Below are 20,946 nucleotides of genomic sequence, written 5' to 3' on the forward strand. Positions count from 1 at the left end.
GGAGAGAACCTTTGTGAAAAAACGAACTGGATTTCTTTTGATTTCTTTATCGATCCTTATGATCTTTACAGCCGCTTGCGGCAGCACTTCAAATAAACAATCTGCAGCGAAACAGAATGACATGATGACATATCAGGATGCCAAAGGTGAAGTGAAGCTTCCGAAAAATCCGAAACGAATAGTTCTTCTTGCAGAAAGCTATTACGGGGACCTCGTCACACTCGGCAAGACGCCAGTTGCTACAACATCACCCATCTTTAAAAACCCTTTTTATAAAGGGAAAACAGATGGAGTGGAAAATCTCGGAAGAACCCCATCGGTCGAAAAGGTAGCCGCTTTAAAGCCAGATATGATTATTGCTTGGGGAGAAGATGAGAAGTTTGATCAATACAAAAAAATCGCCCCAACTGTAGCGGTAAAATACAATCAATATTCTTTCAAAGACCAGCTAAAAGAATTCGGTAAAATGACAGGTACACCAAAAAAAGCAACAGAATGGATCACAAAATGGGATACCAAAATTGCTGAGGTGAAACCAAAGGTAACCAAAGCTGTCGGCAGCAAAACAGTCTCGATCGTATCGCCATTTGATAAAGGCATTTATATCTTCGGAAACACCTTTGCCCGCGGGGGCGAAATCATTTATGACGAGCTGAAATTAAAAGCACCGAAGGCTGTCAAAAAAGAAGCGATCGACAGCGGTGTTGGCTATGCGAATATTTCTCTTGAGAAGTTGCCAGAATTCGCAGGCGACTATATTTTCACAGGTCCATGGAGCGGCTCAAAAAGTAAAGGTGACCAAGTGTATCAAAGCAGCATTTGGACATCACTTCCTGCCGTCAAAAATAAACATGTATTCGAAATAGATCCAGTCGGTTTCTTCTTTAATGACCCAGTGTCACTAGAAGGTCAGCTAGAGTTTATTGTGGATCGATTGACATCTGCATCATAAAAAAACGTTTCTCCAGAGATGGAGAAACGTCTTCCTTATACCGTTCCTTTGGCAAATCCTTTTGACATGAATGGATAAAGCAAAATACCTACTAAGAATAGACCGATTCCAAGACCAAAGGTTTTCAAGTCGGCTGTTCCTGAAATAATGACCCAAGCTGAATACCCCATGGCAACAAGTGCAATGATGCCGTCTCTCGTTCGATTTCCTTTTTGAAGCTCATACGTGTCACCTTGCATAATGACCTTAAAGCTGTAGATGGAAGACACAATATACGGAATAAGATACGCAAGTGTCGCTGATGTAGTTAAAAAGGTAAAAGCTTCATTAATCGTACGTGACATCACAGAGAAGATAAACAGCTGTGACATAATATTTGTAACAGTCAAAGCGAAAGCAGGGCTTCCTTTTTTGTTTGTTTTTGCAAATACTGCCGGAAAATCACCAGCCTTTGCTGCTTGATACGGCACTTCTGAACCAAGTAAAATCCAGCCAAGCATCGAACCAAACAAGCAAATAATCGCCAGCAGAGCCATGACAATTCCACCAGCTGGCCCAATAATAAGCTGAAGCACGTCTACAAATGGTTTGTCAGAGCCTTGCAATTGATCGTGCGGCAGAACGCCCATCGTAATCAATGTGATAATCATGTAGATCGAAAGTGCGATTAAAAGACCTGTAATGGTCGCACGTTTCACATCACGCTGTGAGGATGCTCTTCCTGATAAAATGACAGCTGATTCAATTCCAATAAATGCCCATAGTGTGGAAATAGCCGCATGATGAATTTGACCTCCAAGGCCAAGCACTCCTTCGCTGCCTGTTTCAACCGGGAAGTAGTAATGTTCAAATAATGCCGTTTGAAATGCAAATAATCCCGCAACAATAAAAAGGACGAATCCAAGCACCTTTGAAAAGGTCGTAATAAAATTCAATTTACTTGCAGCACTTAAGCTTGTAATTAAAATGGTATGTGTTCCCCATAGAAGAAGGGTACATACGATAAACGTCATGAGCTGACCAAGCGTGACCGCTTCTTTTCCAAAGGTAAAAACTTCAGTCTTCACTGTGAGAACCGGGAAAAAAGTCGTTAAATAACCAGCAAGACTTGTAATAATTGCGACATTACTAATCCAACTTGCCACCCAATATCCCCACACCATTGTAAATCCAGCTGCTTTCCCTTTTTTCGGATCTTTAAAAAGCGCCCTTGCATAACTTTGTGGTCCAGCTGTCAGCTGCGGCTTATGAATGGACAAATGCCCAAATACAAGCGCAATCATCAGCACACCGCCGCCTGTGACAATCCATGCCATCGTCACACCTAAAGGACTTGCGTGCTGGGCAAGCGTACTTGGCAGCATAAAGATGCCTGAACCTACCATATTTCCGACGACAAAAGCCGTCAATAACCAAAAACCCCATTTTTTTGTCTGTTCCATTTCCGTACCTCCGTTTTATTCACTTTGGACCAGACCCGGCAGTATCTTCATTGATATATTTGTGAAGCAATGACTTGCATTCTTTATGTTCATAATGGATTACTTTTTAACAGCATACCCTTATTTTTGTGACTCAGAACATAAAAAAAAGCCTGAACAAAAGTCCATGCTTTTCAAAACATACACCTTGATCTCCGGATAGCCCTCCACGCTTCAAAGACGTGGCAGTCCTGCATTTATTCAATGCAGACCCAGCATAAAGAAAGTTGGAGCTCTCTCTACACTTCGGCGCTGATGCCTTTTTTCTCATGATCTACGATTCCATCTCTCCTATGAGTGACTCATCATCCGCGCAACCTCTACCTCACTGAGACATAGCGTGAGGATTTCTATTCATTTTTACTACACGAAGGTTATCAAACATTCTCACATCTGTCAAAGGGAAAAACATAGAAAAAAGGCAGAGAACTGTTTCTCTGCCCTATACCTTGCTTATTGATCGTTGTTTTTCTTCTTTTGTACAGCTTCCTGAAGCGGATCGCCTGCTAGCTCTTTACTTGCTTCCTCTAACAGCTGATCTACCTGCTGATGGTTTTTCTCACTTTTCGCTTTTTTATCCTTTTGGAAAAATGACATCGCTGTTTCCTCCCTTTTCATATAATGCGGTTGCCTGTTTAATTTGTGCTACAGCGCTCAGCATTATACAAGGGAAGAGGCTCAATCATCATGAAAGGTCTGCCTCATTTTTTGCAAGTACGACAGAAAGGTTTTTAAATCATCCTTTGTGAAGTCTGACATCATATGCTGAATCACCTTTCCGAAAAGACGAGTATGCTTTTCATAAATGGCCATCCCTTTTTCCGTGACTTCTAAACGGACAAGTGACGAATCGTCCTTGTCCCGTTCTCTTTGAATATAACCCTGCTCACATAATTTATTGAGTGCAATAGAGGCTGCACCAGGGTTTAAAGAGAGTCTTTGCTTCAGCTCTTCGGCATGTGATACTTTGCCTTGTATCAAAATAGAAAGAGCATATATCTGTGGGGGCGTGATGTCTTTCTCTAACTCAAGTAACTTGCGGTTTAATTTACGGCTGACTTCATAATGTACAAGAACAATTTCTTTTAAAATGTCTGCATTACCCATCCGAATCGCATCCTTATCGTTAGTATCAACATGACTTCCCCCTTATTATAGAATGTTTTTCCATTCAGCCAACCCTTTTGGCCTCTTTTTCTTTAGAAATAAGCCTTGCTGAATGAATCCACCCTTGATATAGTGAGTACTTGAACTAAAGATAGAACAGGAGTACGCATCATGACAGGAAAAACACACATCATGGGCGGAATTGCCGCCTCCACAGCCGTTGCCTACTATTATGGATTCGACCCAGTGACGATGGCTGCTGCTGGATCAGCAGGTGCTCTGATCCCTGATCTTTGCCATACAAAAAGTAAAATCGGCAGAAAATTCCCGCTGCTCTCGACACTGATCAGCAGTGTGTTCGGTCATCGCACGTTTACACACAGTTTATTATTTTTGCTGATCATTTATTTTCTAGCAACAACATACATTCCAAATGACAGCCTAAGTATCGGTTTACTAGTCGGGATGGCAAGCCATCTCATTCTGGATGCAGGAACAGTGAATGGGATTAAATTTTTATTTCCGGCTTCCATTAAAGTGCGTCTTCCCTTCTATGTCAAAACAGGCAGCACAGGAGAACAGGTCGTACTAGCTGCTCTCACCGTCGTTACCTGCTATTACATCGCTGTCCTCTGCGGCATCTCCATCCCATTCTAATGAATCAGAAAGAGAGTTTTCCGAAAAACACAGGATATGAATTGATCATTCCTCATTTTTTTAGTAGGTTTAAGATAAGTGTTTTTGCCTTGCAGCTGAATACAGAATGGTGAGGAGCTACATAAATGAAAGCGTTTTTCAAAAATCACTGGTTTTTAGTGTACTCCATCCTCTTCATGTGGATGAAAACATACATCATTTATCAATTCGGATTTCACATACGAACGGCCAATCTGTTTCATGAATGGCTGCTTTTGATCAATCCACTTAGCTTTTTGCTTCCTTTGTTTGGGATTGCTCTTTTTTTAAATGAAACGAAGCAAAAGGTATTTTTATTAACCGCAAATTTGATTTTGACAGCGATTCTCATATCGAATACGATCTTTTATGGATTTTATATTGATTTCATTACAATCCCTGTCTTATTCCAAGCGAAAAACATGGGAGATATGGGCAGCAGTATGACAGAATTATTTCACCCACTGTTTTTACTGATGCTCATTGATTTCGTGGTGCTGGCGTGGCTGTTAAAGCGCAAGCCTTTAGCGCCAAAAGCCTCCTTTAAAACGATCAAAACATATTATGCGGTGTGCTGTAGCTTTCTATTGTTTCATGTCAGTTCAGCCATGATGGATCACCCTCGCTTTCTGACAAGCTCTTATGATCGAGAAGTGATTGTACGAAACCTTGGGCTGTTCCAGTTCCACCTGTATGACGGGGCTGCCCAAACAGCGCGTATTGGACAAAAAGCCTTTGCAGATGAAGATACACTTTCAACCGTAGCAAACTACACAAAGGCTGATTACAGTGCACCAAACGAAGAGTACTTTGGACTTGCTAAAGGGAAGAACGTTGTGTTCATTTCACTCGAATCAACACAGCAATTTGTCGTTGATCAAAAGGTGAATGGACAATACATCACCCCCTTTTTAAATCAACTCGCTAAAAAGAGTTTTTATTTTGATGAATTTTATCAGCAGACTGAGCAAGGAAAGACGTCGGATTCAGAGTTTATTGTCGCAAATTCCCTCTACCCATCTAGCAGCGGTGCTGTCTTTTTCACAGCGAGTGACAACGAATATGACACGTTATACAAGCAGTTGAAAAAAGAAAACTATCAATCCGTCCAATTTCATGCGAATAATAAAACGTTTTGGAATCGTGATGTGATGTATGAATCGTTTGGGATTGACCGCTTTTATGATGTCGATTCGTATCAGGTCAATGAACAGAATTCAACTGGCTGGGGCTTAAAGGATATTGACTTCTTTGACCAATCCATTGATTATTTAAAAAAGTTGAAGGCGCCTTATTACAGCACGTTTATTACCTTGACCAATCACTTTCCATTTGAAATCGATCCAAAGGATCAATTGATTGATGAATATGATTCGTCCAGCGCCATTTTAAACCGCTATGTGACGACCGTCCGCTATCAGGATGAAGCCATTAAGACATTTTTTGACCGCATGAAAGAAGAAGGACTGTATGACAATACGATGTTTGTCCTCATGGGGGATCACTATGGTATCTCCGAGGCACACCATCAGGCAATGGCAGAGCTGCTCAAAAAAGATGAAATCACACCGTTTGATGCTGTGAAATTGCAGCGGGTGCCCTTTTTAATTTACATTCCGGGGGTCACAGATCAAGCACCGCAGACAATTTCTGAAACAGCTGGGCAAATCGACGTGAAGCCGACACTCCTGCACTTACTCGGTATTGAAACGAAGGATGCCATTCAATTTGGCAATGACTTATTTTCAAACGAACGGACACCTTTTGCTGTTTTGAGAAACGGGAACTTTATTACAGATGATTATCTCTATACAAAGAACACCTGCTATGATCAAAAAACAAAAGAACCTGTTGAACAGGATGAGGTGTGTCAGCCTTATATCGAAAAAGCCAATAAAGAACTTTCCTTATCAGACAAAGTGATCAATGGGAATTTGCTGCGTTTTTATCAGCATTAAAAAGTCGCCATCTGGCGGCTTTTTCTTTTCTCTTTTTACTGAAAGCCTATGAATGGTCAAATAAGTTTGCTTATAATAAAGAATACATATGATATTGAATAATAAGAGGTGTGAACATGAAGTATGCGTTCTTCCCCTTCATCGCCATCTGCTTGCTCCTGAGCGGGTGTCAAACAGAGATGAAGTCATCGGATACAAGCAAAAAAACAGAACTTGTCATTTCAGCAGCGGCAAGTCTTCAGGATGCACTAAAGGAAATTGAATCCGCCTTTAATGATGAGCATCCGAATGTGACATTAACAAATAATTTCGGGTCATCCGGCGCATTGAAGCAGCAAATCGCGCAAGGGGCAAAAGCGGATCTCTTTTTCTCAGCAGCTGAAGCGCCCTTTGATGAGCTTGTGCAATCTGGAGATATCGATCAACATTTTATCAAGGATGCCATCCAAAATGAGCTTGTACTCATTGTGCCAAATGATCATTCTTCCTCTATTAAAAGCTTTCAAGACGCCCAGCACATAAAAGGGAAGATTGCTCTTGGCACACCAGAATCCGTTCCTGCTGGTACATACGGCAAAGAGATTTTCATAAAGCTGAACATCTGGAATCAAGTGAAAAAGAACGCTGTATACGGCAAGGATGTGCGGCAAGTTTTAAGCTACGTAGAAACAGGAAATGTGGAAGCTGGTGTTGTGTATAAGACAGACGCCCTCGTTTCCAAAAAAGTAAAGATTGCAGCTGAAGCCAATCAGGACATGCATTCCCCAATCATTTACCCAGTAGGAATCGTCAAAGGGACAGAACATGTAGAGGAAGCCAAGTCCTTTTTTCAATTTCTTCAATCAGAAACAGCCAAATCAATTTTTAAGAAGTACGGCTTTCAAGTGAATTAATGCCTATGATGACTGAAGAATTTCTATCTCCCATTTGGCTGTCCGTGCAAGTTGCCGTTGTAAGCGGGCTGCTTGCCACTGTTTTTGGCACAACGATTGGCTTTTGGATGGCACGAAGCTCGTTTAAAGGAAAAATGATTGTGGAAACGCTGTTGATGCTTCCGCTTGTCCTCCCACCAACGGTTGTAGGTTTTTTATTGCTCGTCATATTCGGAAGGCATAGCATGATCGGGGGCGCGATTGAATGGATCTTTCACCAGCCGGTCATTTTCACATGGTGGGCGGCAGTTATTGCATCAACGGTTGTGGCATTCCCGCTTATGTATCAATCTGCAAAGGCTGGATTTTCTACGATTGAGTCAGACATTGAAGGGGCTGCAAAAGTAGATGGTGCTCATTCATTCCAAGTCTTTGCCTATATTACAGTACCACTTGCCCTGCCTTCCCTCTTATCAGGCAGCATCCTCAGCTTTGCCAGAGCCCTTGGAGAATTTGGGGCGACCTTAATGTTTGCCGGCAACATCCCAGGAAAAACGCAAACACTCCCAACCGCTATCTATGTGGCAATTGATTCTGGACGAATGGAGCTTGCTTGGGCTTGGACGATTTGTATTGTGATTCTATCTTTTATCATGCTGTTGGCTGTGCGCCGAAGCAGTACGTAAAAAATCCCCTTTCTCACATGAGAAAGAGGATTTTTTTATTTATTCAAACCCAACCGTCATCGTCTCTGGATTCGAGCCGACGCGTTCGTTATTATTTAATGCATCGATTTTTTCCATGTCTTCTTTAGAAAGCTCGAAGTCAAAGATGTCTGCATTTTGTTTAATACGTTCTTCATTGATTGATTTAGGAATTGTCACGACACCGCTTTGCAGATCCCAGCGCAAGATGACTTGAGCAACAGATTTGTTGTAGCGTGCAGCAATGTCTTTCAAAACGTCATGATCTAATAGCTTCCCTTGCATCAGCGGAGACCACGCCTCAATTTGAATGCCTTTTTCCTTTGCATATTGACGCAGTTCAACAAGTGTCAGTTTCGGGTGAAACTCCACTTGGTTCACAGCTGGAACAACCTCAGCATCTTTTAACAGCTCTTCTAAATGCTGAATATAGAAGTTGCTGACTCCAATGGCTCTGACTTTCCCATCTTTATAAAGCTTCTCAAGTGCGTGCCATGTCTCTTTAAATGTATCTGCATTTGGTCCAGGCCAATGAATCAAATAGAGGTCTAAGTAATCAAGACCTAATCGGTTTAAGCTTGCGTCAAACGCCTCAAGCGCTTTATCATAGCCTTGATCTGTGTTCCATACTTTAGACGTAATAAATAAATCTTCTCGTTTCACACCAGATTCTTTAATCGCTTTTCCTACGCCTGTCTCATTTTTATAAACAGCTGCCGTATCAATGCTGCGATATCCGTTCCGTATGGCTGCTTTTACGGCATCTACCACTTGATTGCCGTCCTCCACTTTGAATACACCTAAACCAAACCAAGGCATTTCCACTCCGTTATTCAGTGTTACGGTATCATTCAAGCTTTTGACCATTTTAACAACCACCTTTTTTATAGATTCCATCTCTTTCATTATCTCATGTTGCGCTTCAAAACTCTATTATCAGCGTTTCTCTTCGCTTCGATGGCTAAGAGCAGCGCACCAGTCATGCCAGCCTTGTCCTCAAGTCCAGGGGAGACAATGTATGTATCAAGCGGCGGCAGGTCCACATAATCATTGACATAAGCAGCTAGCTTCTCTCGAATGAGTGGGAATAGCTGCTTTTGCTTCATGACGCCTCCGCCCATGATGATGCGCTCTGGGCTTAAAATGAGCGAGTACTGCATAAGCGCCTGTGCTAAATAGTCCGCTTCAAGTGCCCAAACCGCTTCATCCTGCGTCAGCTCTTTGGCAGGTTTCCCCCACCTTTTCTCAATCGCTGGTCCAGCTGCCAGTCCTTCTAAGCAATTTCCATGTGACGGGCAGACACCTGCAAATGAGTCAGATTCATGCTGCCTGACAAGGATATGCCCCATCTCAGGATGTGAATGACCGTGTAGAAGCTCATTTTTCACAACAGCCCCCGCACCAATGCCTGTACCGACCGTGATATACAAACAGCTGCTTAGCCCTTTGGCTGCCCCTTTTGTTAATTCACCTAGTGCTGCGGCATTGACATCGGTTGTAAAAGATACGGGGACACCTAATTGCTTCTCAAGCTCAGGAATGAACGGGTATTGCTTCCACTCCACTTTCGGTGTGTTCATGATATAACCGTATGAAGGATCGTCCTGTTGTACACAAATGGGTCCAAAGGAGCCAACCCCTAATGCTACAATGTCATGCTGCTTGAAAAATGGAATGAGCTTTTGTATTGTTTGATCCGGGTGCTCTGTCGGAATCGTCATTTCCTCTAAGATGTCTCCATGCTCATTACCGATTGCACAACAAAATTTTGTACCCCCAGCTTCAATTGCTCCATAATAAGCCATCATTGATCTCCCCCTGCTCGTTCTCTTTCTTCATCATAAAACATGGGGGAGAAGATGACAACATCACGTATTAGTGAGCAGAACAGCTTCCATGTCATTGATATACTCTCTTAAATGATGGGCAATATCACGGTTGATCTCACCATCTTCATATAAGGTTTGTATTTCATTTCGAATCGTCTGTACAGCTTGGAAGTTTAGCTCTTTTTTCTTTCGGTCAAATGAACGGTCTTTTTGCTGGAAGAAGCTTGGACCGTGTTCACAGCGGTAAATCACTTGGTTGTAAAAACCAATAACTTGGTGGCACGTTTGCTGGTTTTCATCTGTCATATGCTGTTTGATCGAGTCTACCGCAGCTTCAGCCGTTTTCTTACGGATTTGTTTATACGAGTCCTCTTTTTCTAAAATACCGTTTGAAATGTGCTGATTCGGCCGCCATAATTGCAGCCATTGAAGCAAGCGGAGAAACTTCACCTTTGAAAAACGAATTTTGAATGAGTTTGAGTACAGCATTTCCAGCTCATGAAATCTCTCTTGCAGCTCATAAGCTTCTTCCTTGTCAATTTTCTCATCATCAATTAATTGTTGAAGTTTCATCTGTTCTGCTTTGATACCATGCAGTCTGATTTTTTTCTCTTGTCTTCTCATCCCGAATTGGTATGGTTCACGCTGGATATTTCTCAGCTTCATTCGGTAATCATTGATGAGTGCAAGGGATACTTCCCTGTTGTCCTCATTCATCCCTTCTTTTAACGTTTTAATAGCACTTCTGAGCAGCTTCCGTTTTGCATGCTGAATCTTTGTATCCAAGTCCACGTCGACCTGCTTGTCTTTTTTCTCAGATAAAAGAGGCAGTAACACACTAGCTAAAATGAGTGTACATAAGATCACGCCTGCTGCGAGGAAAATAATCAAGTGCCGCTCTGGAAATGGTGATCCGTCCGCAAGCGTAAATGGGATAGAGAAGGCACCGGCTAATGTCACAGCCCCGCGGACACCAGAGAATGTCATCAGCATCGAGGCGCGAAACTTCGGCTTTTTCACATTTTGCTTTTTTGTTGCACTCCATTTTCCTGCCCAGAACAACCATACCCATAAGAACCGCAGCACCATGAGACATAGTGTAATAATTAAGATGTAGCCAATCACCTGCATATTGTTAAAGGATTCATCTTGGAAAATGACTGTAGAAACATCCGGAATCTGCAATCCAAGTAAGACGAAAACAAGTCCGTTTAAAATAAATAAAATAATATTCCATGTGTTTGATGAAGCAATTTGCAGTTTGGCTAAATTCGCTTCCATTCGATCTTGCTCAATGGCATGCGTCACACCACCGGCCACAACGGCTAAAATTCCGGATACACCAATTTCTTCTGCTGCTAAATAAATCACAAATGGTGTAAGGATTTGCAGGATGATATGCATCGTGACATCGTCCATTCCTAAACGGCGGAGAAAATAGCGAAAACGAATGATAAAGAAGGATAGAATAAATCCAGTTAATAAACCACCTGCGGCAATGAGGACAAAGCTAAAGGATGCCTGAGCAATTGAAAAGGCTCCCGTCACTGTTGCGGCAATGGCAAATTTAAAGGCGACAAGTCCTGATGCATCGTTCATCAGCCTTCGCCTTCCAGCAGTCTCATGATGCCCTTTGGCATATTCACACGGCTGGATAAAGCACTTACTGCCACCACATCTGTCGGTGATAAAATCGCTGCAAGCGCAAATGCGGCTGGAAGCGGTATGCTTGGAATCATCCAATGAATGGTATATCCCGCTACAACGACAGTCGCAAAGACTAAACCGAGCGCTAAAAGAAGAATAGGTGCTCTTAATTTCCATAGCTCGTCCCTTGGGGTACGCTTCCCGTCATTAAATAACAGCGGCGCAATAAATAGAACGAAGAAGAGTTCAGGATTTAAAGAAATATGTAAACCTGAAGGAAAAGCTGCCACCAATATTCCTAAGCCCACTTGAATTAACGGAACAGGAATAAAGGGGACAAAACGATTGATAATATTAGATGCTGCAATGAGTGCCAGTAGTACGAGCACTGCCAAAAAAATCTCCACTAGTACATGTCCCTCCTATGTATATTTTTCGTCAAGTTTTGCTTACATGCAAAGATGTGTTCATTTCATCCATCCGTCCGATCAGAAGTGCTTCTTTAGTATTCCGCAAAAAGTGAAACCAACACATAACAATCCATCTAGGCAAAAAAAGGCTGAATCCAGATATTCAGCCTGCTGACAAAATTTTCATCATATGTATTGTTCAAATGATGAACAATAGACCTTTTTTTATTTTACACGAAAACTCCAACATCTGCTGACATTGAGCTCTTAATAAACAAAAAAAAAGAGCGGAATCGCCCTTTTTTCGTTTCACCCTTTATTTAAAAAATAAGACCTGGCGGGAAGACGCCATTTGAATAAGTAGGAACAAACCCTGCATACGACGAGGATGACAAACAGCATATATAAAGCAAGCTCGCCTTGCGCTAAGCCGAGTCCGACGAATAAGCCGCCAAGGGCTGCCCATACGGCGTAAATTTCTGCTTTTAGCACAAGCGGCTTTCGTCCTGCTAATAAATCACGTACAATTCCGCCGCCGCTTCCAGTCAAAATGGCTGCCACAATGACCGCACTGAGCGGGAGTTCTCTTTGCACAGCAAATAGTGCGCCTTGAATCGCAAACGCTGCTAAACCGATCGCATCCGAGAAATTTCCCCATGTGCTCCAGTGCTTAAGCAAAAGCTTTGGAAAAAGAAACACAATCGTAATAGATACAAGGGCAATGGTAAACATTTTGCCCTGTGACCATAAAGCAGACACCGGAAGACCAATTAATAGATTCCGAATCGCTCCACCGCCAAATGCTGTCACAATCCCTAAAATGTACACACCAAGAATATCGTACTCTTCCTCCATTGCCACAATCGCACCACTAATGGCGAATGCGACAATGCCAATGATACTTAAGACTTCCCATGCCATTTTCCGCTTATCTCCTTACCATTATCTAATCATCTAATACTACTCCCTTAATGTATATCTGACACAGGCGAAAAGCAATACAAATTTTCTTTAAATTTTATCTTTTTGCAAAAATAAAAAATAGCCCGCTTATAAGCAGGCTACAGATTGTTGACAAAGGGCTAAAATGATCTTTATTTTAGCTCTTTGTCTTCTTTTCAGCGTGATAGAAAACCTTTGAAGTCTAGGAAGGACGAGTACTGGAGCGGAGCGAATTTGACATTCGTGAGCACCAGCGCGCAGGACTGACAACGAATGCGAGGGTTTGTCTACACGCTGATAGCCTGCTTATAAGCAGGCTATCTCCTTCAATCTTCTTTTGCATTTAACAGCAGCATACTAATGATGATGAGAATAAATGCAATAAGGGCTAGTAGTGGAATGGTGATAAAACCAAACCAGTTCAAATAATCAACAGAACAAGGAATACCGCTCAGACAAGGGCGAATTGATGCAAAGCCAGGTATTTTTTGTTCCATATAATGATAAATAGAAAAACAAGCGCCAATCATAGCCAAAGGCAGAACGTAATATTTCACTTTCACATCGCCTCTGAATGTCGCAATTCCAAGTAAAAGCACAAGCGGGTACATGAAAATGCGCTGAAACCAGCACATATCACATGGGATAAACTTTTTTACTTCACTTAAATACAGGCTGCTCATCGTCGCAACGATAGAGACGATCCAAGCACTGTATAAGTAAACAAGCTTATTCTTCATGATTTTTTCCCTTTGAGCTCTTGATCAATTAATTCTTTGATTTCATCATAGTCATAAAAGTTTTGGACTTGTTTATTGTTAATGAAAAGAGTTGGTGTTGCATTCACTTTATATTGGTTCACAAGCTGATCGTCTGTGTTCAGCTGCGGCTGATATGTTTTCTTTGATAGGTTATCTTTAAGCTTGTCCGTATCTATTTTTGTTGTCTTTTTCGCTAGCTCCGTCAGCTTAGCAGGCGTAACCCATTCTGCTTCACTATCTGGCTGTGCTTGATAGACAGCTTCATGAAATGCCCAAAAGTTTTTCGGATCTTCTTTCCACACTTCTTCAGAAGCTAGTGCTGCTAATACAGCGCCATCTCCATGAACAGGAAGTGGTAAGTTAATAAACGAAAATGATACATCGCCTTTATCTATGTAGTCCGCTTTCAGTTTTGGGAAAATGTCTGTTTCAAATGATTTACATGAAGGACATTTATAATCCCCAAACTCGACAATTTGCACGGCTGCGTTTTTATCTCCCATGACAGGCTGTCCTTTAATAGAAGGCTTACTGTCAACCGTTTGTGCTTCTTTGCTGTTGTTGTTCCCAATGACGACGAATAATCCGATGAGAAGAGCTGCGATAATGGTTAAAATAACAGCAAATTTAATGGATGAAGATTGATTATTTTTTTTACTCACATAAGCACCTACCTTATCTTTTTCATTCCTTCAAAAGAAAAAGGATAATAGCTTAGAATAATGCCATTATCCAACTTCTTCTATTTTAACAAGAGGGGATTCATTATGAAAGATGGTATTCATGAATTTTTCCTTACAATTTTATTTCATCACCCTCATGGCATTTAAAACAGCTAGTACGGTCACACCGACATCCGAGAAGACGGCTTCCCACATGGTCGCAATACCAAATGCACCGAGTAATAGGAAAACCCCTTTAACCCCAAGAGCAAATGCGATGTTCTGCCATACAATTCTTCTTGTTCGTTTAGCGACAGCGATGGCTTCTGCAACTTTTGACGGCTGGTCTGTCATAATGACGATATCAGCTGCTTCTACCGCTGCATCTGAACCAAGTCCGCCCATCGCAATACCTATGTCTGCTCTTGCTAATACCGGTGTATCATTAATGCCATCCCCAACAAATAATAATTTTTCTTGAGGCGCTTTTTTCTGATCAATTTCTTCTAATTTTGTTACTTTATCCTGCGGTAATAATTCTGCATGTACTTCATCTATGCCAATTTGCTGGGCGACCGCTGTTCCGACTTGTTTGGCATCACCAGTCAGCATGACAGTTTGAATGCCAGACGCTTTTAGAGCGGAGACAGCTTCAATTGCATCATCCTTTAATTCATCTGCAATCAAGATCGATCCGGCAAACTCACCGTTAATCGCCATGTACACAACCGTTCCGCTTCGTTTTTCTTTTTCATATGAAATGCCTTCTCGTTCCATCAAGCGATGATTTCCCGCCAAGACTTGTGAACCACTGATGGTCGCTTTAATTCCATGTCCTGCAATATCCTCATATGCTTCGATCTGGCTTTCATCAAGCGGAGAACCATATGCCGCTTTAATTGATTCAGCAATCGGATGTGAAGAATGAGCTTCTGCTAAAGCTGCAAAAGAAAGCAGCTCCTCTTCTGACCACTTTTCGCTAGCTGTCACGATATTGGTCACCGTAAAGTTTCCTTTTGTGAGTGTGCCCGTCTTATCAAATACAGCATAGCTCACAGAGTTCAGTGCTTCTAAATAGTTACTGCCTTTTACAAGGATGCCTCGTTTAGAAGCTGCCCCAATTCCCCCGAAGAATCCTAATGGGATGGACACGACAAGCGCACACGGACATGAAATAACAAGGAAAACGAGTGCCCGGTAAACCCAGTCAGACAATTGTGCTGATGGAATGAGAAGCGGCGGCACAAAGGCAAGCAGTAATGCCAATACAACAACAGCCGGTGTGTAGTATTTTGCAAACTTTGTAATAAAGTTTTCTGTCTGCGCTTTTCGGCTGCTCGCATTCTCAACCAAGTCTAAAATTTTCGTCACTGCCGATTCGCTAAGTCCTTTTTGCACTTCAATTTCAAGAATCCCGTTTTGATTCACAAACCCTGCAAGAACTTCCTTCCCTGCTTCTACATCCCGCGGCACAGACTCCCCTGTTAATGCGGAGGTATCCACGAGTGAAAAGCCTTCAATGACGAGGCCATCAAGTGGAATTTTTTCGCCTGGTTTCACGACGATACGGTCACCGACTTTTACTTCTTCCGGCTTCACTTTTTTCGTTTCATTTCCTACTTTGAGATTCGCATATTCAGGGCGAATATTCATTAATTCACTAATGGATCGTCTTGAACGATTCACTGCTGCCCCTTGGAACAGCTCTCCAATTTGGTAAAACAGCATCACTGCCAGTGCCTCTGGATATTGCTGAATCACAAAAGCGCCAGCTGTTGCAATGGTCATTAAGAAGTTCTCATCAAATACTTGGCCGCGCACGATATTTTTCAGCGCTTTAAAAACAACATCACCGCCGACTAGTAAATAGGCTGCGAAAAACGTGATGAATTTTAGTAAGCCATCTTCTGGTATGAAATAAGCCGCTGTTCCAATGACTGCACCGCCAATTAATTTCAGCACAATCGCTTTTAAATTCTTTGTCCCATGATCATGATCGTGATGATGGCCTTCTTCTTTTGGTGATACACTCACATGAGGTTCGATGGACTGAACCGTTTTTTCAATACGCTTTGACATCGTTTCTTGCTTATCTGCATGTGTGACAGTCAATGTCCCTGTCGCAAAATTAACGGAACAAGCTTCAACGCCATCCATTTTGCTGACACCTGTTTCAATTTTACGTGCACAGTTTCCACAATCAAGACCGTTTAATACGTATTCATCCTTCATTTTTTTCATGTTCTCACCTTTTTTCTATATGATAAGTAACGTTCCCTGGATCGATTAAACCTATTAAAAATCAAAAACTTTATATATGAGCATATATTCATATATTGGATTACCTTTATTATATGAGGAGTTCTTGTCTTCTGTCAATCATTTATGAAGAAATAATTGGTTTTTTTGTGTCCGATTCTGTCATACGGATTTTCAATAAATCAAGCTCATGTCCCCTGCTCCCCGCATAACATAAAAACGATCGTTTTCAGTTTTTCTCTTTACAAAAGAAGGACAGACGCTTAGAATAAAATAAAAGTTTCCCTAAGGAAACAAATTAGCATTAGAGAATCATTTCATCCTTTAGTCAAAATTATTTATTTTATGCATATATCTTTAGGAAGTGCAATCATGATTGAAAGGGGCCGCAAGAGATGTCAAATGCTTTAACAATCGACCGTCTTCATGTCTCATATCACGGACAAGATGCATTAGAGAACGTCTCTCTTTCCATACAGGAAGGGACAATGACAGGAATCATCGGTCCAAATGGTGCTGGTAAATCGACGTTACTCAAGGCATGTTTGGATTTAATTGAAAAAGATCAAGGGGATATTCGTTTTTTTGAACAGCCCTTTAAACAAGTGAGAAAACAGATCGCCTATGTACCGCAGAGAAATGATTTAGATTGGACGTTTCCCATTCATGTACTGGATACCGTACTACTTGGAACATATCCGAAGCTCGGACTAATGAAACGTCCAAAAAAAGAAGACCGGGCATATGCGTATCACTGTTTAGAAAAAGTCGGAATGCAAGACTTTGCCAAAAGACAAATCGGTGAGTTATCCGGCGGGCAGCAGCAGCGTGTCTTCCTTGCAAGGGCTCTTGCTCAAAACGCACAGCTCTTCTGTTTGGATGAACCGTTTGTCGGGATTGATATGGCAAGTGAAGAAACGATGGTGCGCATTTTGAAGGAATTACGAGATGAAGGAAAAACCATTTTGGTTGTCCATCACGATTTGAGTAAGGCAGATGATTATTTCAGCCATCTTGTTCTGTTAAATAAAAAACTCATCAAAGCAGGGTCTGTACACGACATCCTTCGCCCAGAGATCATGCTGGAAGCATATGAAACACAGCTGCCATTCTTAAAATCAGCAGGAGGAGACGTGTAATGGAATTTTTAACCGGACTCTTTGAATATGCTTTTTTACAAAAAGCGCTATTTACATCCGTTATGGTAGGCATCATTTGCGGCGTTATCGGCTGCTTTATCATTTTACGCGGCATGGCCTTGATGGGAGACGCCATTTCACACGCCGTACTGCCAGGTGTCGCCATTTCTTATATGCTTGGAATTAACTTTTTTCTTCGTGGCTGTCGTTTACTGGCGTGTTAACAGCGATTGGAATCGGTTACGTGAGTCAAAACAGCCGCATAAAAAATGATTCAGCCATCGGCATTGTCTTTACAGCCTTTTTCTCAATCGGGATTATTTTGATCACATTTTTGAAAAGTTCGAGTGATCTATATCATATTCTATTTGGAAACGTACTAGCTGTTCGATCAGCTGATATGTGGATTACACTTGGCATCGGCATTTTTATTTTGCTAGCCGTCATCGTTTTCTACAAGGAACTGCTCATTAGTTCATTTGATCCGGTGATTTCTTCGGTTTACGGTTTGCCGAATCGTATGATTCATTATTTTCTCATGACCTTATTGACCCTTGTAACCGTTGCATCACTGCAAACCGTTGGGATTATTCTTGTCGTTGCCATGCTGATCACGCCGGCAGCCACCGCTTATCTCTTGACAGACCGGCTCTGGATCATGATTTATTTATCTGCTTTTTTCGGTGCTGTATCTGCTGTCGTAGGCCTAGGGCTTAGCTTTACGTATAACTTATCGTCTGGTGCTTCCATCGTGCTGGTCGCCACCATTTTATTCGGCAGTGCCTTTATCTTTTCACCAAAGCAAGGCATTCTATGGAGATCATTAAAATCTAAACGAAAACGAACGCACTTAAAAAAGGAAGCGTCTATGTAAAAGGAGGACATATATGAAGAAGGTATTTGCAATCCGTTTGACCGCAGTATTCATTGCCCTTATGATCATCGCAGGCTGTTCGACCCAGCAAAGTAATTCCGGTAAAGATGACGGCACATTAAAAGTTGTCACGACCTACTCCATTCTTTATGACATTGTGAAGGAAGTAGGCGGGCAGCATGTCTCTATTCACAGCATTGTTCCCATTGGTACAGACCCACACGAATTTGACCCACTGCCAAAGGATGTTCAATATACGACGGATGCAGACCTTGTTCTATATAATGGCTTGAACCTTGAAACAGGAAACGGCTGGTTTCAAAAGCTGCTTGAATCGAGCGGCAAGGACGGGGATGATGCACCTGTAGCCGAGCTGAGTAAAGGCGTCAAAGTGAAGCATTTGTCTTCAAAAGGGCTCGAAAGCCAGCAGGACCCCCACGCATGGCTGAATGTTGAAAATGGGATCCTTTATGCCCAAAATGCCCGAGATGCCCTCATTCAAGCGGACCCTGAGCATAAAGAGGATTACGAAAAAAATGCAGAAGCCTATATTAAAAAGCTTCAAGCGCTTCACGATGAAGCAAAAGACAAGTTTGATCAGCTGCCAAAAGACAAAAAGCTCCTAGTCACAAGTGAAGGAGCATTCAAGTATTTTGCAGAGGCGTATGGACTGAAAGCCGGCTACATTTGGGAGATCAACACAGAAAGTGAAGGAACACCAGGACAAATGAAGCGCATCATTCATTTTGTCAAAGATCATCAAGTTCCTGCTCTCTTTCTTGAAACAAGCGTTGATAAACGAAGCCTTGAAAGCCTCTCTGAGGAAACCGGGGTTCCAATCAAAGGGAAAGTCTTCACTGACTCTATTGGAAAAAAAGGTGAAGATGGAGACAGCTACTATAAGATGATGAAATGGAATATTGACACCATTTACAAAGGGTTGTCATCATAAGGAAAGACAGGTGGAGTGAATCCGCCTGTCTTTTTTGTCAGCCTGCTATATTTTCCGGATGTTTTTTCGGCCAAATGACGTAGCTGATGCTAATGACAAAATCAATGGCTAGGATCATTCCCCATGTATTGACAAGCTGCATCAGCGCTTCCGTCCGCTCTGGTGCTTGGATGAGATAGGTCAAACCATATAACAGCCCCGCTCCGATGACATAAGAAATGACATGCCGAGCCCAGCCGACCATTTCATACATAGACCGCTCTTTACCGTACTTTGGTTTTCCCTTTGGCTTAGGGCCACCTGCAAAACGATAAGCAAACTTAGCATCTGCCCATTTCACCATTTGATGTCCAAAGGCCAGACTCACACCAATATAAACAGCCGCAAGCCCGTGGATGACAGTCGCCACAGCCCCCTGTCTTAAATCTATATAAGTAGCCGCAAGAAGGATGAGATCTAAAACCGGCGTACAGACAAGAAAGAAAGCACCCCACTTTTTCTGTTTAAACACATAACGAAGCGTTAAACCCATTAAAATAAACAGCCAAAAACCAATTTCACATGCCACAATCAGTAACCCGACCAATTTCCCCACATCCTTTTTAACACAATTGTATTAAATAAAAAATAACACAGATGTGTTAAAAAAACAACAGCTATGCTAAAATCAATGTATGCCAAAAATCGTTGATCACCATAAACAAAAACAAAAGGTCGCTCAAGCTGCAATGAGAGTGATTAAACAAGAAGGCTTGGAAAGCGCTTCTGTACGAAAAATAGCAGTAGAAGCTGGAATTTCAGCCGGCTCTATGCGTCATTATTTTTCCACACAGCAAGAGTTGTTTCTATTCTCCATGAATTTAATTCAGGAAAGAGTCAAGGAGCGGATTACAGGGCTTCCATTAAACGGTTCAACGGAGGAAAATGTCATCAATTTATTGGAGCAGGTTCTTCCACTTGATGAAGAACGAAAATTTGAAATGGAGGTGTGGCAGGCTTTTTCCGTCAAGGCACTGACTGAACCAGATCTACAGCCGCTCAATGCAAAGATGTATGACGAACTTTTCCAAACCGCCCAATATTGTTTAATGAAATTGAAAGAGGATGGGCTGCTGCTAGATGATATCGATCTTTTATTAGAAACTGAGCGGCTTTATGCGGTCATTAATGGGCTTGCATTGAATGGAATTGTACAGCCTCATCGGTTACCACCTCAGCTCATACGCTCCGTGCTGCAAATGCACCTGCAATCCATCACAAAAAAAGACATGTCTCCCTAATTGGAGAGCATGTCTTTTTTAATCTTCCATAAAAATACGTTTTGCTTCGTAGTAAAGCACCTGCACAAATTTCTTCACATTGATACGGGTGTGTTCTTCTCTTCCGCTCATCTCTTTCGTCAATTCACTCATTTTCTTTCGCACGATGGTGAAATCGAAAAATTTTGATGCGTAATTTTCAAATGTTGGATGGGAAAAATCGGTTAGCCCAAGTGATGCGATATGTTTCAATGATTGGTTGATCGCACGTCTTACCCGCTGCTCGGCTGCCTTTGCTTCTCTTGCGATGTCTGCCGATGTGTAGGCTCACTTAATTTATCCTCCGTAATCCCAGTGAAAATGATCTCTTAAAGAAGGAAAGGAATCATGATGATCAGCATGCAGCGCTAAATACTGGTCTGTAAACAGAATCATATCTAATAAATCTTTAGACCCCTTCTCA

18 protein-coding genes, 3 pseudogenes and 1 riboswitch are annotated in these 20,946 nt (G+C 41.9%); of the genes and pseudogenes, 9 read left to right on the forward strand and 12 right to left on the reverse strand.

Annotated features, from left to right (window positions below; translation table 11 throughout):
• The first annotated feature begins 13 nt into the window (after window positions 1-13).
• Window positions 14-952, forward strand: a complete 939-nt coding sequence (locus AOQ70_RS04805; RefSeq protein WP_059375040.1) for an iron-hydroxamate ABC transporter substrate-binding protein — start codon at window positions 14-16, stop codon at window positions 950-952.
• Between the two features lie 35 nt (window positions 953-987).
• Here the strand turns inward: AOQ70_RS04805 and AOQ70_RS04810 are convergent, their stop codons facing one another.
• From AOQ70_RS04810 to AOQ70_RS04820, 3 genes are all read right to left on the reverse strand, one after another.
• Window positions 988-2,394, reverse strand: coding sequence for an amino acid permease (locus AOQ70_RS04810; protein ID WP_059375042.1), 1,407 nt, complete (start codon window positions 2,392-2,394; stop codon window positions 988-990).
• Between the two features lie 191 nt (window positions 2,395-2,585).
• Window positions 2,586-2,764: riboswitch (Lysine riboswitch) on the reverse strand.
• 122 nt (window positions 2,765-2,886) lie between these two features.
• The gene (gene sspJ / locus AOQ70_RS04815) at window positions 2,887-3,030 is read right to left on the reverse strand and encodes a small acid-soluble spore protein SspJ (RefSeq protein WP_041088277.1); all 144 of its coding nucleotides are present in this window, start codon (window positions 3,028-3,030) and stop codon (window positions 2,887-2,889) included.
• A gap of 81 nt (window positions 3,031-3,111) precedes the next feature.
• Window positions 3,112-3,540, reverse strand: coding sequence for a MarR family winged helix-turn-helix transcriptional regulator (locus tag AOQ70_RS04820; RefSeq protein ID WP_024423455.1), 429 nt, complete (start codon window positions 3,538-3,540; stop codon window positions 3,112-3,114).
• Window positions 3,541-3,711: 171 nt separating this feature from the next.
• Between AOQ70_RS04820 and AOQ70_RS04825 the strand changes: the two genes are divergently transcribed.
• From AOQ70_RS04825 to modB, 4 genes are all read left to right on the forward strand, one after another.
• Window positions 3,712-4,197, forward strand: coding sequence for a metal-dependent hydrolase (locus AOQ70_RS04825; RefSeq protein ID WP_047202394.1), 486 nt, complete (start codon window positions 3,712-3,714; stop codon window positions 4,195-4,197).
• 125 nt (window positions 4,198-4,322) lie between these two features.
• Window positions 4,323-6,173 (forward strand): LTA synthase family protein, encoded by a 1,851-nt coding sequence (locus AOQ70_RS04830; RefSeq protein WP_039181389.1) that lies wholly within the window; start codon window positions 4,323-4,325, stop codon window positions 6,171-6,173.
• Between the two features lie 116 nt (window positions 6,174-6,289).
• On the forward strand, window positions 6,290-7,066 hold the full coding sequence (gene modA / locus AOQ70_RS04835) for a molybdate ABC transporter substrate-binding protein (RefSeq protein ID WP_059375043.1): 777 nt from the start codon (window positions 6,290-6,292) through the stop codon (window positions 7,064-7,066).
• A complete protein-coding gene (modB, locus tag AOQ70_RS04840) occupies window positions 7,066-7,731 on the forward strand; it encodes a molybdate ABC transporter permease subunit (RefSeq protein WP_059375044.1) in 666 nt (221 codons plus the stop codon). Before modA ends, modB begins: the two co-directional genes overlap by 1 nt.
• Before the next feature lie 39 nt (window positions 7,732-7,770).
• Here the strand turns inward: modB and AOQ70_RS04845 are convergent, their stop codons facing one another.
• From AOQ70_RS04845 to AOQ70_RS04875, 7 genes and pseudogenes are all read right to left on the reverse strand, one after another.
• A complete protein-coding gene (locus tag AOQ70_RS04845) occupies window positions 7,771-8,616 on the reverse strand; it encodes an aldo/keto reductase (RefSeq protein ID WP_059375046.1) in 846 nt (281 codons plus the stop codon).
• Window positions 8,617-8,654: 38 nt separating this feature from the next.
• Window positions 8,655-9,554 (reverse strand): ROK family protein, encoded by a 900-nt coding sequence (locus tag AOQ70_RS04850; protein ID WP_059375047.1) that lies wholly within the window; start codon window positions 9,552-9,554, stop codon window positions 8,655-8,657.
• 63 nt (window positions 9,555-9,617) lie between these two features.
• A pseudogene (locus AOQ70_RS04855) lies at window positions 9,618-11,632 on the reverse strand (Na+/H+ antiporter).
• Window positions 11,633-11,944: 312 nt separating this feature from the next.
• On the reverse strand, window positions 11,945-12,556 hold the full coding sequence (locus AOQ70_RS04860; RefSeq protein ID WP_059375048.1) for a trimeric intracellular cation channel family protein: 612 nt from the start codon (window positions 12,554-12,556) through the stop codon (window positions 11,945-11,947).
• Between the two features lie 347 nt (window positions 12,557-12,903).
• Complete coding sequence (locus tag AOQ70_RS04865) at window positions 12,904-13,317, reverse strand: disulfide oxidoreductase (RefSeq protein ID WP_059375049.1); 414 nt, start codon at window positions 13,315-13,317, stop codon at window positions 12,904-12,906.
• Entirely contained in the window at window positions 13,314-14,000 is a 687-nt protein-coding gene (locus AOQ70_RS04870; protein WP_025094107.1) for a DsbA family protein, read from the reverse strand. Before AOQ70_RS04870 ends, AOQ70_RS04865 begins: the two co-directional genes overlap by 4 nt.
• A gap of 141 nt (window positions 14,001-14,141) precedes the next feature.
• Window positions 14,142-16,241: a heavy metal translocating P-type ATPase gene (locus AOQ70_RS04875; RefSeq protein WP_058838165.1), complete on the reverse strand. Its 2,100-nt coding sequence runs from the start codon at window positions 16,239-16,241 to the stop codon at window positions 14,142-14,144.
• Window positions 16,242-16,654: 413 nt separating this feature from the next.
• On the opposite strand from AOQ70_RS04875, the gene AOQ70_RS04880 reads away from it, so the two are divergent.
• The 3 genes and pseudogenes from AOQ70_RS04880 to AOQ70_RS04890 all read left to right on the forward strand — a co-directional run bounded on the left by AOQ70_RS04880 (window position 16,655) and on the right by AOQ70_RS04890 (window position 19,224).
• A complete protein-coding gene (locus tag AOQ70_RS04880; RefSeq protein ID WP_058838166.1) occupies window positions 16,655-17,398 on the forward strand; it encodes a metal ABC transporter ATP-binding protein in 744 nt (247 codons plus the stop codon).
• A pseudogene (locus tag AOQ70_RS04885) lies at window positions 17,398-18,272 on the forward strand (metal ABC transporter permease). The gene AOQ70_RS04880 and the pseudogene AOQ70_RS04885 overlap by 1 nt, the downstream one beginning before the upstream one ends.
• A 13-nt stretch (window positions 18,273-18,285) precedes the next feature.
• Window positions 18,286-19,224, forward strand: coding sequence for a metal ABC transporter substrate-binding protein (locus AOQ70_RS04890; RefSeq protein WP_039181414.1), 939 nt, complete (start codon window positions 18,286-18,288; stop codon window positions 19,222-19,224).
• A gap of 37 nt (window positions 19,225-19,261) precedes the next feature.
• Here AOQ70_RS04890 and AOQ70_RS04895 read toward each other — a convergent pair whose 3' ends face one another.
• The gene (locus tag AOQ70_RS04895) at window positions 19,262-19,810 is read right to left on the reverse strand and encodes a hypothetical protein (RefSeq protein ID WP_039181417.1); all 549 of its coding nucleotides are present in this window, start codon (window positions 19,808-19,810) and stop codon (window positions 19,262-19,264) included.
• A gap of 88 nt (window positions 19,811-19,898) precedes the next feature.
• Here AOQ70_RS04895 and AOQ70_RS04900 point away from each other — a divergent pair, with 88 nt between their 5' ends.
• Window positions 19,899-20,504 carry a TetR/AcrR family transcriptional regulator gene (locus AOQ70_RS04900; protein WP_058838168.1) on the forward strand — a complete coding sequence of 202 codons (606 nt, stop codon included), beginning with the start codon at window positions 19,899-19,901 and terminating at the stop codon, window positions 20,502-20,504.
• A gap of 18 nt (window positions 20,505-20,522) precedes the next feature.
• On the opposite strand, the pseudogene AOQ70_RS04905 reads toward AOQ70_RS04900, so the two are convergent.
• Window positions 20,523-20,946, reverse strand: a pseudogene (locus AOQ70_RS04905) (DNA-binding domain-containing protein); the annotation flags it as partial.

The sequence above is a fragment of the Bacillus sp. AM 13(2015) genome (assembly GCF_001518755.1).
Lineage (GTDB): Bacteria > Bacillota > Bacilli > Bacillales > Bacillaceae > Bacillus > Bacillus safensis.

What these genes read in the sequence shown, in the direction of transcription:
- AOQ70_RS04810 (WP_059375042.1), bottom strand. Translation starts at nt 2,394, where the DNA reads ATGGAACAGACAAAAAAATGGGGTTTTTGGTTATTGACGGCTTTTGTC.
- sspJ (WP_041088277.1), bottom strand. Translation starts at nt 3,030, where the DNA reads ATGTCATTTTTCCAAAAGGATAAAAAAGCGAAAAGTGAGAAAAACCAT.
- AOQ70_RS04820 (WP_024423455.1), bottom strand. Translation starts at nt 3,540, where the DNA reads ATGGGTAATGCAGACATTTTAAAAGAAATTGTTCTTGTACATTATGAA.
- AOQ70_RS04825 (WP_047202394.1), top strand. Translation starts at nt 3,712, where the DNA reads ATGACAGGAAAAACACACATCATGGGCGGAATTGCCGCCTCCACAGCC.
- AOQ70_RS04830 (WP_039181389.1), top strand. Translation starts at nt 4,323, where the DNA reads ATGAAAGCGTTTTTCAAAAATCACTGGTTTTTAGTGTACTCCATCCTC.
- modA (WP_059375043.1), top strand. Translation starts at nt 6,290, where the DNA reads ATGAAGTATGCGTTCTTCCCCTTCATCGCCATCTGCTTGCTCCTGAGC.
- modB (WP_059375044.1), top strand. Translation starts at nt 7,066, where the DNA reads ATGCCTATGATGACTGAAGAATTTCTATCTCCCATTTGGCTGTCCGTG.
- AOQ70_RS04845 (WP_059375046.1), bottom strand. Translation starts at nt 8,616, where the DNA reads ATGGTCAAAAGCTTGAATGATACCGTAACACTGAATAACGGAGTGGAA.
- AOQ70_RS04850 (WP_059375047.1), bottom strand. Translation starts at nt 9,554, where the DNA reads ATGGCTTATTATGGAGCAATTGAAGCTGGGGGTACAAAATTTTGTTGT.
- AOQ70_RS04860 (WP_059375048.1), bottom strand. Translation starts at nt 12,556, where the DNA reads ATGGCATGGGAAGTCTTAAGTATCATTGGCATTGTCGCATTCGCCATT.
- AOQ70_RS04865 (WP_059375049.1), bottom strand. Translation starts at nt 13,317, where the DNA reads ATGAAGAATAAGCTTGTTTACTTATACAGTGCTTGGATCGTCTCTATC.
- AOQ70_RS04875 (WP_058838165.1), bottom strand. Translation starts at nt 16,241, where the DNA reads ATGAAAAAAATGAAGGATGAATACGTATTAAACGGTCTTGATTGTGGA.
- AOQ70_RS04880 (WP_058838166.1), top strand. Translation starts at nt 16,655, where the DNA reads ATGTCAAATGCTTTAACAATCGACCGTCTTCATGTCTCATATCACGGA.
- AOQ70_RS04890 (WP_039181414.1), top strand. Translation starts at nt 18,286, where the DNA reads ATGAAGAAGGTATTTGCAATCCGTTTGACCGCAGTATTCATTGCCCTT.
- AOQ70_RS04900 (WP_058838168.1), top strand. Translation starts at nt 19,899, where the DNA reads ATGCCAAAAATCGTTGATCACCATAAACAAAAACAAAAGGTCGCTCAA.